The organism is Pseudomonas sp. LjRoot277 (assembly GCF_964253845.1).
Taxonomy (GTDB): domain Bacteria; phylum Pseudomonadota; class Gammaproteobacteria; order Pseudomonadales; family Pseudomonadaceae; genus Aquipseudomonas.
In genome coordinates, this window is sequence record NZ_CAXURI020000001.1 from 3761651 (window position 1) to 3777919 (window position 16269).

Below are 16269 nucleotides of genomic sequence, written 5' to 3' on the forward strand. Positions count from 1 at the left end.
GATGGAGATCAATCTCAGTGACTTCCATTTCCTGCGTCCACTGTGGCTGTTGCTGGTGCCGTTCGGCGCCCTGTTGCCCTGGCTCTGGCGCCGCAGCCGCGACGTGCAACGGCGCTTGCGCAGCAACATTGCCGAGCACTTGTTGCCGCATTTGCTGATTACGCCGCAGGATCAACAGCGCTTTCGGCCCGAGCATCTGGCGTGCGCGTTGTTGATGCTGGGTGCCATCGCCGCTGCCGGGCCCACCTGGGAACAGGACCGTCCGGACTTTCTGGAAAACCGCGCGCCACTGATCATCGCCATCGACCTGTCGCCGTCCATGGACGCCACCGACGTCCAGCCAAGTCGTCTGGAAGCGGCCAAACACAAGCTGCATGACCTGATCCAGCGTCGCGCCGGTGCGCGCAGCGGGTTGATCGCCTACGCGGGGAGCGCGCATCTGGTATTGCCGCCGACCGACGATCCGGCCCTGCTCGACACCTTCATTCAGGCCCTGAGCACCGACCTGATCAGCAAACCGGGGAAAAATGTCGGCGCGGTGATCGAGCAAGCCAAACGCCTGCTGATCGCCGAGAAGATGCCGGGAACCCTGCTGCTGATCACCGACGGCGCCGACACCTCACAACTCAGCGGTCTGGACAAGCAACTGGACGACAGCGCGCTGCAAGTGCTGATTCTGGCCGTCGGCAGCGAGGACGGCGGGATCATCCACGACGCCAACGGCCAGCTACGTACCGACAGCACCGGGCGTCCGGCACTCGGCAGTTTTGATCAGGCTGCACTCAAACAGCTTGGATCAACGTTGGATGCGCCGTTGGGCAGCCTGACGCTCAATGACGACGACCTGGACTGGATCGAGCTGCACGCTCAGCAGCATTTCCAGGCTGCCAGCGATGAACAGCGCGAACTGCACTGGAAGGACGCTGGTTACTGGCTGTGCTGGCCGTTGCTGCTGATCGCCTTCTTCAGCGTGCGCAAGGGCTGGAGCCTGAACTGGATGGCGGGGTGGTTGCTGGCGCTGGGCATTGGCTTGCAACCGGCACCGGCCGAAGCCAACGCGTTGACCGATGCCTTTTTCACCCCGGACCAGCAAGGCCGCTGGGCTTTCGAGCACGAACACTTCCCGCAGGCCGCTGCGCATTTCGTCGATCCCTATTGGAAAGGCATCGCCGCCTACAACGCCGCCGATTACGACCTGGCACTGGCCAGTTTCGCGAGACTGGACACCCCGCAGGCGTATTTCTACCTGGGCAATATTTACGTGCGCCGCTTCAAGTTTGATCAGGCGATCGCCGCGTATACCCAGGCGTTGAAGGTGCAACCACAATTCCCTGAAGCCACCGCCAACCTGGCCTTGGCCATCGCCTTGCAGAAAGACACCGACAGCGCCGAACAGAACGCGCCGGAGGTCAAACCCGACGACATCAAAATGGACAAGGCACCGGACAAGGGCCAGAGCAAACCGGTTCAGACCGAGCAAGCGGCGTCGGATGCGCTGTGGTTGCAGAACCTCAGTACGTCGCCGGCGAAATTCCTGAAGCAGAAATTCAGTTTGCAGGATAAGGCGGGAGGCAAACTATGACCCGTCTGATAGACCGAGTCGCACCCTTCGCGAGCAAGCCCGCTCCCACAGGGGATTTGCGTTGCATACAGATCAAATGTGGGAGCGGGCTTGCTCGCGAAAGCGCCAGGTCATTCGCCACTAAATTCGGCACTTTGTTGATCTTCTCCCTGATCAGCATCAAAGCCGTTGCTGTCGAACCCGAGCTGCGAATCCAGACCCGCCTGCAACCCGCCGACTCAGTCATGGTCGGCGGCATTCTGCAACTGCAACTCGATGTCCTCACCGACAGCTGGTTCACCGACGCGCCCACCCTGCCCGATCTAAAGCTACCCGGCGCACTGGTCATGCCGCCCGACGGCCACGCCGAACACCTGAACCAGACGCTCGACGGCAAGCCGTTCAACGGCATGCGCTACAGCTACCGGATCACCCCGAATCTGGCGCAGGGTTTCGACATCCCGGCGTTGACGGTGCGCGCCACGCCCGGTCAGGCCAGTGCGCCGTTGACCGCCCAAAGCCAGCCACTGCACTTCATTGCCACACAACCGCCAGGGTTCCAACCCGGCGAACCGGTGCTGGTGGCCCAAGGACTGCGCTTCACGCAAACAGTCCTCAACTCGGCGACACCCCTGAAGGTCGGTGACAGCATCACCCGGCAACTGACTTTGCAGGCTGACGATGCCTTGGCAATGTCGCTGCCAGTGCCGTCGCTGGAGGATGTCGCCGGCCTCAGCCGTTATCCGAAAGCCGCACAAATCAGCAACCTCGATGACGGTCGCGGCCATTTCAACGGTGGCCAGCGCGTCGATACCGTGACCTATCGGATCGACACCGAAGGCCGCCATAACCTGCCGGCGATCGAGCTGAAATGGTGGGACGCCAGCACCGGACAGACCCGAACGGCCCAAGTCCCGGCCGTAACCTTCGCTGCCGCAGCCAACAGCGCTTATCGGCCGGTATTTTCGATCACCGAAGACCTGAAAAACCTGGGTCAGCAAGGTCGCGTGCATCTCTCCGGGCATTGGCTGGTGCTTTTAGCGCTGCTGGTGGCCGTGACGCTGCTCGGCTGGTTTGCCCGTCCGCTCGTCCATCGTGCGTACCTTCAATGGCAGGCCCGACGCCGCGCCCGACGCGCCACGTGGCTCGAATCCGCCGACTACGCCTGGCGGCAGATTCCGGCGCAAATCGACGGCAAACCCGCACAGTTGAGCGCCCTGTACCTATGGGTCAGACGCAGCCGCATGGGCCTGAAACTGACGAACCTTGGCCCGCGCCTGCAAGACCTGTTACGCGCCTGTTACAGCCGTCAACCCACCGAAAAACAGGCGCTGCATCACCTCATGCAATCCTTGGCTACGCTGCATAGTCAGGCCAAACGCAATACCGAATCAGCCGCGCCTGCACTGCGTCCACTCAATCCCGCTCACGAGAAGGATTTCCCATGACGAACCCGATATCGCTACGCCACCGCTACGGGCTGACGTTGCTGTTAACCCTTGCGCTGAGCCTCCCGGCGCTGGCCCAGACCCGCGAGCCCCTGCCCTCGTGGAACGACGGCCCGGCGAAAACCAACATTATCGAGTTCGTCCAGGCAGTGACCGATCAAAGCAGCAAGGACTTCGTCAAACCCGCCGATCGTATCGCCGTGTTCGACAACGACGGCACGCTGTGGAGCGAGCAGCCGATGTACTTCGAATTGCTGTTTGCCCTGGAAGAGGTCAAGCGCACCGCACCGCAGCATCCGGAATGGAAAACCACCCAGCCCTTCAAGGCCGTGCTCGAAAATGATCACAAGGCCCTGGGCGAGTCGGGCATGGACGGCATGCTGAAAATCTTCGGTGCCACTCACACCGGCATGACCACCGAAGCCTTCGACGACTACGCCAAAACCTGGCTGACCCAGGCGCGCCATCCGAAAACCGGCAAGCCGTACACCGAAATGATCTTCCAGCCGATGCTGGAAATGCTCGATTACCTGCGCCGCCAGGACTTCAAGACCTACATCGTCTCCGGCGGCGACACCGCGTTCATGCGCGCCTTCGCCGAGAAGGTCTATGGCATCCCGCCGGAACAAGTCATTGGCACCACGTTTGTCACCGCCTACCAGCTCAAGGACGGCCAACCGTCGATCCTGCGCACCGCCAAACTGGCCCACAACGACGATGGCCCGGGCAAACCGGAAAGCATCGACGCGGTCATCGGCCGGCGCCCGATCCTCGCGCTCGGCAACTCCGACGGCGACCTGCAAATGTTGCAGTGGACCGCCGCCGGGCCGGGTAAACGTTTCATGGGGCTGGTGCATCACACCGACGCCAAACGCGAATGGGCCTACGACCGTCAATCGCAGATCGGTCGTCTGGACAAGGCCCTGGACGAAGCAAAATCACGTGGCTGGACTATCGTGGACATGGCCGCCGAATGGCGCCGGATCTATCCCTTCGAGGCCGCCGCCCCCGAGCACGTGCAATAAAAAAGCGTTACGCAGGACTGCAAAAAACGTTTGTCGCGCTTGAGCGACGCAAGTGAGCAAAGGAGCAAGTCAGATGACTCGCATACACAAGTGGCTACCGAAATTCGCCCTGGTGGCAGCCTCGGTGATGGCGATTTCGGCAACAGCCGGAGCCGCTGAAAAACCCAACATTCTGGTGATCTTCGGCGATGACATCGGCCAGACCAACATCAGCGCCTATTCGATGGGCGTGGTCGGGTACAAGACGCCGAACATCGACCGCATCGCCAAAGAAGGCATGATGTTCACCGACTATTACGCGGAGAACAGCTGCACGGCTGGACGCTCATCCTTCATCACCGGACAGACACCGCTGCGTACTGGCCTGTCGAAAGTGGGCGCGCCCGGTGCCTCGGTAGGCCTGCAAAAACGTGACATCACCATCGCCCAGGCACTCAAATCCCAAGGCTACGCCACCGGCCAGTTCGGCAAGAACCACTTGGGCGACAAGGATGAATACCTGCCGACCAACCACGGTTTCGACGAGTTCTTCGGCAACCTGTACCACCTCAACGCCGAAGAAGAACCCGAGCGTCCGTACTGGCCCAAGGACGACCCTGAGTTCGTCAAGGCCAACTCCCCGCGTGGCGTGATTCACAGCTTCGCTGACGGCAAAATCGAAGACACCGGCGCACTGACCACCAAGCGCATGGAAACCATCGACGACGAAACCACCGCCGCCGCGCAGGCGTTTATCGAGAAACAGGCCAAGGCGGACAAACCGTTCTTCGTCTGGATGAACACCACGCGCATGCACCTGTTCACCCACGTGCGCGAGTCGATGAAGGGCCAGAGCGGCATGCCCGGCAACGAGTACGCCGATGGCATGCTGGAACACGATGGCGACGTCGGCAAACTGCTGAAAACCCTCGACGACCTGAAAATCACCGACAACACCATTGTCGTCTACACCACCGACAACGGCCCGAACCAGTTCTCCTGGCCGGACGCGGCGACCACGCCGTTCCGCAACGAGAAGAACTCCAACTGGGAAGGCGCCTATCGCGTACCGGCGATGATTCGCTGGCCGGGCAAGGTCAAACCGGGTGAAGTCTCCAACGAGATGTTCTCCGGTCTTGACTGGTTCCCGACGCTGCTGGCGGCTGCCGGCGACACCGGTGTGAAAGACAAACTCCTTAAAGGCTGGGCATCGACCTCGGGCGGCACCAACTTCAAAGTGCACCTGGACGGTTACAACCAACTGCCGTACCTGACCGGTCAACAGCCAAAAGGCGAGCGCAAGGAGTTCTACTACTTCAACGATGACGGTGTGCTGGTGTCGATGCGTTTCGACAACTGGAAAGCCGTGTTCTGCGAGCAACGCGCACCGGGCGGCTTCAAGGTCTGGAGCGAACCGTTCGTATGCCTGCGGGTGCCGAAAATCTTCAACCTGCGGATGGACCCGTTTGAACGCGCGGATACCGTTTCCGATCAGTATTACGACTGGACTACCAAAAACGTCTACCTGGTTGCGCAAGCGGTTACCAAGTCTGCGCAGTTCCTGCAGACCTTCATCGAGTATCCGCCGAGCCAGAAACCGGCCAGCTTCAGCGTTGACCAGATCCGTGCTGCCGTAGACAAAAAAATCGAAGAAAAAATGAAAACTGCACAGTAAGACCGCTTGACTGCCGCTCGCCTTCACCGGCGAGCGGCCCTATTTTGACTTGAGACCGCGTCGGCCCCATCGCGAGCAGGCTCGCTCCCACATTTGAAATGCGGTCCACTGTGGGAGCGAGCCTGCTCGCGATGGGGCCGGCAGGGTCGCAGACTTTTTCGAATTGGAACAAGGCAATCCGCAATGACCTCACGTGTCGCCAGCAAGTCGTCGGCCATCCCTGCCACTCAGAGCAAAGCCCCGGTGCTGCTGATTCCCGCCCTGTTGCTGTTCGTCTCCGGTGCCGCGGCGCTGGTGTATCAGGTGCTGTGGATCAAGCAGTTATCGTTGGTGGTCGGCGTCGAGGTGTACGCCATCACCACCGGGATCAGCGCCTTTTTTGCCGGATTGGCGTTAGGCGGTTTGCTGTTTGGCCGGTGGGCCGATCGCTTGCAGCGGCCGGTTCTGCTCTACGCAGGGTTGGAAGTGCTGGTGGCGGTGCTCGGTGTCGGTGCCACCTTCGCCATGAGCCTCGCAGCCAGCCCGTTTGCCTGGCTGGAACAGCAAGTCGGCCTGCTGGCCTGGGTGTTGCCGTTTGCGCTGGTGGGCATTCCGGCGCTGCTGATGGGCGGCACCCTGCCGGTGCTTGTTCGCTCGTTGGCAGCAAACCCGCAACAGCTGGGCAAGGCCGGCGGTCAGCTTTACGCGGCGAACACCGCCGGGGCCATCGCCGGCACCCTGCTCGCCGCGTTTGTGTTGATTGCGACCCTCGGTGTACGCGGTAGTGCCTTGGCCGCGGCCATGCTGAACCTGCTGGCCGCCGTCGGTGCCTTGTGGCTCCAACGCCACCGCTCGCTACCGAGCGATACTGCGCCGGTCAAGCACCACGCCGACAAAGCACCCGATCGCGTTGCCTTGTGGCTTTACTCAATTGCCGGCGGCGTAGCCCTCGGTTACGAAGTGGTCTGGTCGCAGTCCATCGTGCAGTTCATGAGCACCCGTACTTACGCCTTTGCGGTGGTGTTGGCGACGTACCTCACCGGGCTGTTTCTCGGCAGCATCCTGCTGGCCCGTCGGGTTGATCGCATTCGCGATCCCTGGGGTGTGTTCGGTTTGCTGATCGCCTGTGCCGGGCTCGTCGCGTTGCTGGAAATCGCCTTGCTCGGACGCTGGCTGGTGGTCGCCCAAAGCCTGGCCGAAACCTGGGTGTTGTTGTTGGGTGCGAGTGACCTGCTGGGCATGACCGCGCGGTTTGCGGTGGCGGCAGTGAGCATCGTGTTTGTACCGACCCTGCTGCTCGGCGCCGCCTTTCCGCTGGCCCTGCGCTTGAGCGTCGGCCGCGAGCGGGTCGGTCAGGCTGTCGGCGCGGTGGTGGCGTTCAATACGCTGGGCGGGATTATCGGAGTGATGCTCTGCGGGTTTGTGCTGATCCCGTTGCTGGGGCTGGTCCGAACCCTGGGCCTGCTGGCGATTGTCGCTGCCGGGATTGGGTACTTCGCGGTGCGCAAGGGTCATGGGGTCAAGAAAGGCCGGCGCCAGGCTGTGGTCACTATCGGCCTGTTGTCGATTGCGCTGGCCGTTTTTACGCCAGTGAACAAACTCGCCAGCCTGCTCCCCGGTGCACGCAACGCCACTCTGGCTTTTTACGAAGAAGGACGCGGTGGGACCGTCGCCGTGGTCACTCAGGGCAAGGGACAGAAAGCGTTCCAGCGCTTGTACATTCAGGGCGTGTCCAACACAGGCGACGCCATGCCGTCCCTGCGCTACATGCGTATCCAGGCGTTGCTGCCACTGCTGATCCACAATGGCGAACCGCGCTCGGCGCTGGTGATCGGTTTTGGCACCGGCATCACCGCTGGCGCCCTGACGCGCTATCCGGGGCTGGAGCATCGTGTCGTGGCCGAACTGCTGCCATCGGTGGTCAAAGCCGCACCGTTGTTCAAAGGCAACTTCAATGCGGCCGCCGACCCCGGCGTTGACGTACGCCTGCACGATGGCCGACAGGAATTGCTGCGCAACCCACAGCGCTACGACTTGATCACCCTCGAACCGCCACCGCCCTCCGCTGCTGGCGTGGTGAATCTGTATTCACGGGACTTCTATCAATTGGCCGCCAGCCGCCTGGAGAAACAAGGCCTGGTCGCTCAGTGGTTGCCGCTGCCCACCCAGAACATCGACGATTCGCGCTCACTGGTGCGCAGCTTTCTCGACGTGTTCCCTTACGCCACCCTGTGGACCAGTGAGTTCCACGAAATGCTGCTGGTGGGCTCGATGGAACCGATCGAACTGGACGCGACGAAAATCAGCCAACGCTTCCAACAGGAAACGGTGCGCAGCACCTTGCAGGACGTGGGCATTGGCTCCGCTGCCGCGTTGCTCTCGACCTGGGTCACCGATCGTGCAGGCCTGGAGCGTTTCGCTGCCGACGCCCAACCGGTGACCGACGATCAGCCGCGTATCGAATATGCGCCGTGGGTGCGTGCCAAGGAGATCAGCCGCGTACTGCCGGCCCTGCTGGACCTGCGTACAGCGCCACCACTGGTGAATGCCGACGCGGGCTTCAACGAGCGGATGAACGCGCACCAGCAACGCCTGATGCAGTTTTATCGGGCGAGCCTGCATGCTTATGACGGTGACCGGGACGCGTGGGCCAGGGATATTCGCGAGGTGATGCGCGGGGATGGGGGGAATCCGTATTTCCGGTGGTTTGTCGGGGAGTGATGCAGCGCCTCCGCAACCGTCATTTGACAGACGCCGGCCATCCGGCAAAGCTGCATCGAGCTTGAACCCGCGCCTGACGGCAAACGCACCCGGACTATGGAAGTCGCAATGCCGAAACATAAAAATAAAGCGGTACAGCCAAACCCTGATTCGCCACCGACCTTGATTAACCGTTACCTGTTTCCCGTCACCCTCGGCGTTTTGCTGTTGGCCATAGCGGGCATCGGCTGGTTTCTGTTCAGCAGCAAACCGGCCCCCGTGACTTATGCGCCTGTCAGTACGCCGGTCGCTCAGCCGGCCAAACCGCAACCGGCCGCCGTGGCGCCGGCAACGATGGTCGATGAGCAACAATGCCAAGGCTGCCACAGCGAGCAGGTCAAGGACTGGCAAGGCTCCCATCACCAATTGGCAATGCAGGAGGCCAATGCCGAAACAATGCTGGGCGACTTCAGTAACGTCACCTTCAAAGCGGAAAACGAAACCACCCGTTTCTCGCGCAAGGACGACGGTTTCTGGGTCAACACCCCCGGGATTGACGGCAAGAATGCCGACTTCAAGGTCGTCTACACCTTCGGCATCGCGCCGCTGCAGCAATACCTGATCGAGGTCAGCGAAGGTCGGTTGCAAGCCCTCGGCGTGGCCTGGGATACCGAAAAGCACCGCTGGTTTCACCTCTATCCGGGCCAGGGCGTGAACTTCAAAGACCCGTTGCACTGGAGCAAGCCGAGCCAGAACGCCAACTTCATGTGCGTCGAGTGCCACACCACCGGTTACAAACGCAATTTCGATGCTGCGAAAAACACCTTCGACAGTCACTGGAACAGTCTCGGTGTCGGCTGCCAGGCTTGCCATGGTCCGGCCTCCAATCACCTGGAATGGACGGCAAAAAAAGCTGACCTGATCCATGCCGGTTTTACCGTCGACCTGAAGGACAAGAACGCCACTGTCGAAATCGAAACCTGTGCGCGCTGCCACTCGCGCCGCGCGCCATTGGGCGACGGCTTCACCGCCGGCAAGCGCCTGATGGATGACTACTTGCCGAGCCCCCTGACCCGCGAGTTGTACGCGCTGGACGGCAAGATCAAGGACGAAGTGTTCGAGCACGGCTCCTTCGCCCAGAGCAAAATGTTCGACAAGGGCGTGCGCTGCAGCAACTGCCACAACCCGCACAGCACCGAGCTCAAGGCGCCGGGCAACGGTGTTTGCCTGCAATGCCACAACACTGCCGGCAAGACCTCGGTGGAAGGCGTTGATGGCCAAGGCCTGCAAGCGAAGAATTACGATTCCATCGAACACACCCGCCACACCATGGGCCAACCGGGTTCGCAGTGCGTGGATTGCCACATGCCCGGCAAGTTCTACATGGGCAATGACTTCAGGCATGACCACAGTTTCAGCATCCCCAACCCTGAGCGGGCGAAAAAACTCGGCACACCGGACGCTTGCCTGACCTGTCACCAGGGCAAGGCTGGCGACAAGGTCACCGAGCAATTCAAGCTCTGGAACACCACCACCGCGCAGGCACCGCGTTACGACGAAAGCCTGTGGCTGATTCGCAATGGTCAGCCCGGCGCGGCGCAAGCCTTGTACGAGCAGCTTCAACGCAGCAATTTGCCAGCGATCCAACGCGCGACCCTGCTGGCCGAGTTGCCGCTGTACCCAAGCGAACAGGCGTTGAAACTGGCCACCAAGGACTTGAACAACCCGGCCCCGCAAGTGCGTGAAAGCGCCGTTCGGGCGATCAGCGCGTTCCTGCCGCCACCGGAGCGTGCGTCGCTGCTGACGCCGTTGCTGGCCGACCCGGTGAAGGCTGTGCGGATTGCCGCGGCTCGGGATCTACTGAGCGTGGCCCGTAATGGATTGGGCAGCGCCCAGGACAACTGGAACGCGGCCATCGCCGAATACGAAGCGGTGCAAAAGAGCCTGCTGGAACGCGCCGAAGCCAACCTCAACCTCGCCATGCTCTATCAAGCCAGCGGTCGTAGCGGCGAAGTCGAAGCGCTGCTGCGTACCGCCCTCAAGCGCGATCCGGATTTCTACCCGGCGCTGGTGACGCTGGTGCAATGGCTGGAGGCGAACGGGCGCAGTCAGGAAGCTCAGACGCTGCTGGAGCAGAGCCTGAAAGAACACCCGGATGCCGCCCTGCTGCAACACACTCAAGGCCTGTCGCTGGTACGCGCGGGCAAATCCGCCCAGGCCATGCCGGCCCTGCGCAAAGCCGCGCAACTGGAGCCGCAGAACGCCCAGTACGGTTACGTGTTGGCGGTGGCGTTGCACGACAGCGGCAAGGTCGATGAGGCCTGCGAAGAGCTGGAGCGATTGTTGAAAGTGCAGCCGGCCAATCGCAATGCTCGGTTGTCGTTGATCCAGTACTACCTGGATAACGGACAGGAACCGAAGGCACAGGTGCTGTTGCAGGGCTGGAAGAAAATGAACATGGGGGATCCGGCGTTGAAGTGATCTTGAACGCGTTCGGTCTGTAACCTGTAGCAGCTGCCGAGCAGCGCGAGGCTGCGTTCGGCGACGAAGTCGTCGTAAACCCTGCAAACGCGGTTTTCCTGTAAACCGTATCGCCTGATTTCACGGCGACTTCGTCGCCGAACGCAGCCTCGCGCTGCTCGGCAGCTGCTACATGGACGGTGATATCACCATGACGACCCGCTCTTCAACGCCAACTCCCGCCGACTGTTCGCCCGCATCGCCTTGATCAACGACACCGTCCCCACCAGCAAAATCGCCGCGCCGAACAGGAAGTCGATGTTGTACAGCTGAAAGTCTTGCAACGGCCCCACCAGCAATATCCGGACTGCACCGATACTCACCAGCGTGGCGAGAAAATCGATGCCCGGCTCGTCGCGATAAAACACGTGCATCAGCGGCAGGCAAATCACCAGCAGCAACAGCAGGACGATCACCTTGAACGAGCCTTTGCGCTCGACGCTGAACGCGCATTCATGGGTGGCGTAGGGTTTATAATCTTCCTCGCGAACCAACGAATGTTTCTCGTTGATGTACTCGGCCCGGTTGTACTTCTGAATGGGCGTAAAGGCGTTCGACATCTCCATCACCGTGGTGATGTGGCGAAAGCGCAAGTCGATGCGCTCATTGCCCTTGAGGTAATACAGCACCGGTTTGTAACCGTAGCGGTAGGTGTCGAAGGGAAACTCGGTGGCGCGCCCCTGCACGCCAATCGGTCGCGGCTCGAGCTCCGCGTAGGCACTTTTGTTGTCAGAAGCGAGGTTTCGGCTCAGGGATTTGATCCTCACCTGTTCGAGGAAAATCGGCGTGGCGCCGTAGGACCATTGCAGCGGCTCGAGGCGCAGGCGCAGCTCGTTTCGGCCCAGGTCGTAGCGGTTGAAAGTGCGCTCGGAAACAATCACCGCGCCGCTGAGCATGAACTCGCCACGCAGGTTGTTGGTGATGCGCAGGGTCAGCTGATCCTTGCCCAGCGACAGCGCATCGGCGGCCGGTGGCGTGCCGCACCAGGCGTAACTGTCGAACGCACCACCCAACTGCCCGCCGCGGTTTTCCTGGAACACATAAAAGTAACCGCCCCACAGGGTCAACATCAGCAGCAACGCGATTAACCCTAAAATCTTTTTGCCCACGCTCAAACCAGACTCCTTTCGATACAACTTCCTTATGAGGTGCGGACTCTACCAAAAGTGCCATCATCGACCCAAGCGAAACCCTCAACGTCGCCTGAACAACGGTCGCGGCTCAATCACCGAGCGCCCATACAACACACTCATCCCGGCCAGTCCCTTGAGCGCATCTTCGGCGGACTTGTCCTCACGCACCGCGAAGCTGTCGAACCCGCATTGACGCATGTGGCTGAGTTGATCGCGCAGTACATCGCCGACCGCGCGTAACTCGCCCGTCCAGCCCAATCGAGTGCGCAACAAGTACGCCTGGCTGTAACCGCGCCCATCACGAAAACTCGGAAAGTCGAGGGCAATCAGCAGTAGGTGTGAAAACCACGGTTTGAGACTTTCCACCTCATCGTCCGGCCCCAACCACACGCCCTTTTGCGGTGGGCCTTCAAGCCAACGGGCCAACGGCAGAATCATTGCACCCGCCGGCCATTCATCGTTGACATCCCTGACCAGGGTCCAGGGATCATCAGCGACAATCCGCGCCACACCCTCCTCCAGCCGCAGCAAATTGTTCATGCCGACACCTCCAGCAGCTTCGGATAGACCCGCTCTTTGAACGGTTCCAGGCCGATGCGCTGCAAGGTGTCGACGAACACTTCCTCGCTCTCGCGGTAATTGACGAATGTGGCGATGATCTGCTCGATCACCTCGGGCACTTCGGCGGCGCTGAAGGACGGGCCGATGACTTTGCCCAATGCGCTGTTCTTGCCCTGGGCTCCGCCGAGGGTGATCTGGTACCACTCGCTGCCGTTCTTATCGACCCCCAGAATGCCGATATTGCCGATGTGGTGGTGGCCGCAGGCGTTCATGCAGCCGGAAATATTCAGGCTGATGTCGCCCAGATCATGCAGATAGTCGAGGTCTTCGAAGCGTGCCTGAATGGCTTGCGCGATGGGGATCGACTTGGCGTTGGCCAGCGCGCAGAAGTCGCCGCCGGGACAGGCGATGATGTCGGTCAGCAAACCGATGTTGGCGCAGCCCAGGCCCTGTTCGCAGGCGCGACTCCAGAGCGTGTAGAGATCAGCCTTGGGCACGTCGGGCAACACAATGTTCTGTTCATGGGCGATGCGAATTTCGCCAAAACCGAATTGCTCGGACCAACTGGCCACCGCCTCCATCTGCTCGGCCGTGACATCACCCGGCGGTGAGGCAATGCCCGGTTTGGTCGACAACACCACGCTGGCGTAGCCCGGCACTTTGTGCGGCTGAACGTTGCGCGACACCCAACGGGCGAAGGCCGGGTTTTCGGACAGGCGTGTGCCGAAATCGAGGTCGGTGTCCGCCAGAGCGCGGTAATCCGGTGGCACAAAGGCACTGGCCACACGCTCATACTCGACGTTGGTCAACTGCGCCGGCCCGTCCTTGAGGTACTGCCACTCCTCCTCCACTTCCCGGGCAAAGGCTTCGATGCCCAGCGCCTTGACCAGAATCTTGATCCGCGCCTTGTACTTGTTGTCGCGCCGACCGTGGCGGTTATAGACGCGCAGCACCGCCTCGACGTAGGACAGCAAATGCTGCCACGGTAACCCTTCGCGGATCTGCAAGCCGAGGATCGGCGTGCGCCCCAATCCGCCGCCGACGATGATCCGCAGCAGCATTTGCCCGTCGGTGCCCGGGTAAAGATAGAGGCCGATGTCATGCATCATGATCGCCGCCCGGTCCTGTTCCGCCGAGCAGATGGCGATCTTGAACTTGCGCGGCAGGAACAGGAATTCCGGGTTGATGGTCGACCATTGCCGGAGGATTTCTGCCAGTGGTCGCGGGTCGATCATTTCATCCGCTGCAACTCCGGCAAAGGCTTCGGTGGTGATGTTGCGTACGCAGTTGCCGGAAGTCTGGATCGCGTGCATTTCCACGTGTGCCAGGCGTTCGAGGATGTCCGGCACCTGGGCCAGTTCGATCCAGTTGAACTGCATGTTCTGCCGGGTGGTGAAGTGGCCGTAGCCGCGATCGTAATCCCGGGCGATGCTCGCCAGCGTGCGCATTTGTGGCGCGCTTAACGTGCCGTAAGGAATCGCCACGCGCAGCATGTAGGCGTGTTTTTGCATGTACAGGCCGTTTTGCAAACGCAGCGGCAGGAATTCTTCTTCGCTCAACTCATCCGCCATAAAGCGTTCGACCTGATCGCGAAACTGCGCGACCCGCTCAAAGACCAGGGCCCGGTCATAGTCATCGTACTGATACATGTGGCTACCTCATCAGGATTGATCGGGCTCTGCGGCTCGTTCACGAGGTAACGACTATGGACCTGCGGCGCAGCGCGTTACAGATTCACCTGAACGCTAAAAAACCGTATCAGGTTGTGGCAGATGGCCGCAGGGTTACCTCAAATCTGATCCGCATAAACTCTGTTTTTCTGAGTCTGTTTTGTTTCCGGTGGGGTTTCTACAGTGGGCGACATGCCAGTCCGGGTGGCCTGGCAAGACTTTGCAACCGTGGAAGCATTGACCATGAGCACAGCAACAATCGGACAGGCCTATAACTACAAGGTCGTCCGCCAATTCGTCGTGGCAACCGTGGTTTGGGGTGTCGTGGGGATGGCGATGGGGGTGTGGATCGCCTCGCAACTGGTGTGGCCGCAGATGAACCTCGACCTGCCGTGGACCACCTTCGGCCGCTTGCGCCCGCTGCACACCAGCCTGGTGATTTTCGGCTTTGCCGGCAGCGCACAATTCGCCGCCAGTTACTACGCGGTGCAGCGCACCTGCCAGGTGCGGCTGTTTTCGGACAAGCTCGCCGCATTCACCTTTTGGGGCTGGCAGTCAGTGATCGTGGTGATGCTGATCACCCTGCCGCTGGGCTACACCACCACCAAGGAATACGCCGAGATCGAATTCTCCGGCGCGGTGTGGATGACGGTGGTCTGGGTCGCCTATGCCATCGTGTTTTTCACCACCGTGGTGCAGCGCAAGACCAAGCACATCTATGTCGGCAACTGGTTTTTCGGCGCGTTCATCGTGGTGATTGCGATGCTGCACGTGGTCAATCACTTGGCGATCCCGGTGGACTGGTTCAAGTCCTATCCGGTGTATTCCGGGGCGACCGACGCCATGGTGCAGTGGTGGTACGGGCACAACGCAGTGGGGTTCTTCCTGACCACCGGGTTCCTCGGGATGATGTATTACTTCGTGCCGAAACAGGTCGGACGACCGGTGTATTCCTATCGGCTGTCGATCGTGCACTTCTGGGCGCTGATCACCCTGTACATCTGGGCCGGCCCGCACCATTTGCATTACACCGCGCTGCCGGACTGGGCGCAGTCACTGGGCATGGCGATGTCGTTGATCCTGCTGGCGCCGAGCTGGGGTGGGATGATCAACGGCATGATGACCCTGTCGGGAGCCTGGCATAAATTGCGTACCGACCCGATCCTGCGCTTTTTGGTGTTGTCCCTGGCCTTCTACGGGATGTCGACCTTCGAAGGGCCGATGATGGCGATCAAGACGGTGAACGCCCTCTCCCACTACACCGACTGGACCATCGGCCACGTTCACGCCGGGGCTCTGGGCTGGGTGGCGATGATCACCTTCGGCTCGCTGTACCACATGATCCCGAAAGTCTTCGGTCGCGAGCAGATGTACAGCACACCACTGATCAACCTGCACTTCTGGCTGGCGACCATCGGCACGGTGCTGTACATCGCCTCAATGTGGGTCAACGGCATCACCCAGGGCCTGATGTGGCGCGCGATCAACGACGACGGCACGCTGACCTACTCGTTCGTCGAAGCGTTGCAGGCCAGCCATCCTGGGTTCGTGGTGCGCTTCGCTGGCGGGGTGTTCTTCCTCAGCGGCATGTTGCTGATGGCTTACAACGTCTGGCGCACGGTGCGGGTTTCGGACGTCGAAATGGCCCACCGCGAAGCGCAGATTGCCTGAGGCAAGGGGCTTGAGATGATTGAGGTCGTGTTGAATGTGTTGGGCGTGGTGGGGCTTTGGCTGGCGGTTGAATACTGCCTGAAACACCAGACTGCAGAGAGTCTGGATGAAGCCAGTCTGATTCCGTTTGCCGATGACCCGGAGGTGGCGCGGCGGGTGGAGTTGGCGACGGGCAAGACCGTGAAGGCGGTGGCGCCGGAAGAGGCGAAACCTGGCTGGGGCAATTTGGAGGTTTGAGGGGTGTCAGTTGGAACCACCCCTCACCCTAACCCTCTCCCCAGGGGGTAGAGGGGACTGACCGAGGTATCTTTCGAGATACATCGACCTGAAACATCGAGTTGAACTCA

The 16269-nt window shown here is 60.9% G+C and carries 11 protein-coding genes; 8 read left to right on the forward strand and 3 right to left on the reverse strand.

The annotated features are described in order from the left end of the window. Position 1: 1 nt before the first annotated feature. The 6 genes from ACSQ87_RS17695 (at position 2) to ACSQ87_RS17720 (ending at position 10848) form a co-directional block, all read left to right on the forward strand. Positions 2-1582, forward strand: a complete 1581-nt coding sequence (locus ACSQ87_RS17695) for a VWA domain-containing protein (RefSeq protein ID WP_436273947.1) — start codon at positions 2-4, stop codon at positions 1580-1582. Then, a complete protein-coding gene (locus ACSQ87_RS17700; protein WP_436273948.1) occupies positions 1579-3009 on the forward strand; it encodes a hypothetical protein in 1431 nt (476 codons plus the stop codon). The genes ACSQ87_RS17695 and ACSQ87_RS17700 overlap by 4 nt, the downstream gene beginning before the upstream one ends. Then, on the forward strand, positions 3006-4034 hold the full coding sequence (locus ACSQ87_RS17705; protein WP_436273949.1) for an HAD family hydrolase: 1029 nt from the start codon (positions 3006-3008) through the stop codon (positions 4032-4034). The genes ACSQ87_RS17700 and ACSQ87_RS17705 overlap by 4 nt, the downstream gene beginning before the upstream one ends. Positions 4035-4107: 73 nt before the next feature. Then, on the forward strand, positions 4108-5688 hold the full coding sequence (locus tag ACSQ87_RS17710) for an arylsulfatase (RefSeq protein WP_436273950.1): 1581 nt from the start codon (positions 4108-4110) through the stop codon (positions 5686-5688). Positions 5689-5871: 183 nt separating this feature from the next. After that, the gene (locus tag ACSQ87_RS17715) at positions 5872-8388 is read left to right on the forward strand and encodes a fused MFS/spermidine synthase (protein WP_436273951.1); all 2517 of its coding nucleotides are present in this window, start codon (positions 5872-5874) and stop codon (positions 8386-8388) included. A 108-nt stretch (positions 8389-8496) separates the two neighbouring features. Next, entirely contained in the window at positions 8497-10848 is a 2352-nt protein-coding gene (locus ACSQ87_RS17720) for a tetratricopeptide repeat protein (protein ID WP_436273952.1), read from the forward strand. 185 nt (positions 10849-11033) lie between these two features. Here the strand turns inward: ACSQ87_RS17720 and ACSQ87_RS17725 are convergent, their stop codons facing one another. The 3 genes from ACSQ87_RS17725 to ACSQ87_RS17735 all read right to left on the reverse strand — a co-directional run bounded on the left by ACSQ87_RS17725 (position 11034) and on the right by ACSQ87_RS17735 (position 14230). Then, a complete protein-coding gene (locus ACSQ87_RS17725) occupies positions 11034-12002 on the reverse strand; it encodes a hypothetical protein (RefSeq protein WP_223430336.1) in 969 nt (322 codons plus the stop codon). Positions 12003-12080: 78 nt separating this feature from the next. Next, positions 12081-12560 (reverse strand): DUF934 domain-containing protein, encoded by a 480-nt coding sequence (locus ACSQ87_RS17730; RefSeq protein ID WP_436273953.1) that lies wholly within the window; start codon positions 12558-12560, stop codon positions 12081-12083. Continuing rightward, the gene (locus ACSQ87_RS17735) at positions 12557-14230 is read right to left on the reverse strand and encodes a nitrite/sulfite reductase (RefSeq protein ID WP_436273954.1); all 1674 of its coding nucleotides are present in this window, start codon (positions 14228-14230) and stop codon (positions 12557-12559) included. Before ACSQ87_RS17735 ends, ACSQ87_RS17730 begins: the two co-directional genes overlap by 4 nt. 264 nt (positions 14231-14494) lie before the next feature. On the opposite strand from ACSQ87_RS17735, the gene ccoN reads away from it, so the two are divergent. Together ccoN and ACSQ87_RS17745 are read left to right on the forward strand one after the other, a co-directional pair. Further along, complete coding sequence (gene ccoN, locus ACSQ87_RS17740) at positions 14495-15922, forward strand: cytochrome-c oxidase, cbb3-type subunit I (protein ID WP_436273955.1); 1428 nt, start codon at positions 14495-14497, stop codon at positions 15920-15922. Positions 15923-15937: 15 nt separating this feature from the next. Next, positions 15938-16159 carry a cbb3-type cytochrome c oxidase subunit 3 gene (locus tag ACSQ87_RS17745; protein ID WP_436273956.1) on the forward strand — a complete coding sequence of 74 codons (222 nt, stop codon included), beginning with the start codon at positions 15938-15940 and terminating at the stop codon, positions 16157-16159. Positions 16160-16269: the final 110 nt, after the last annotated feature.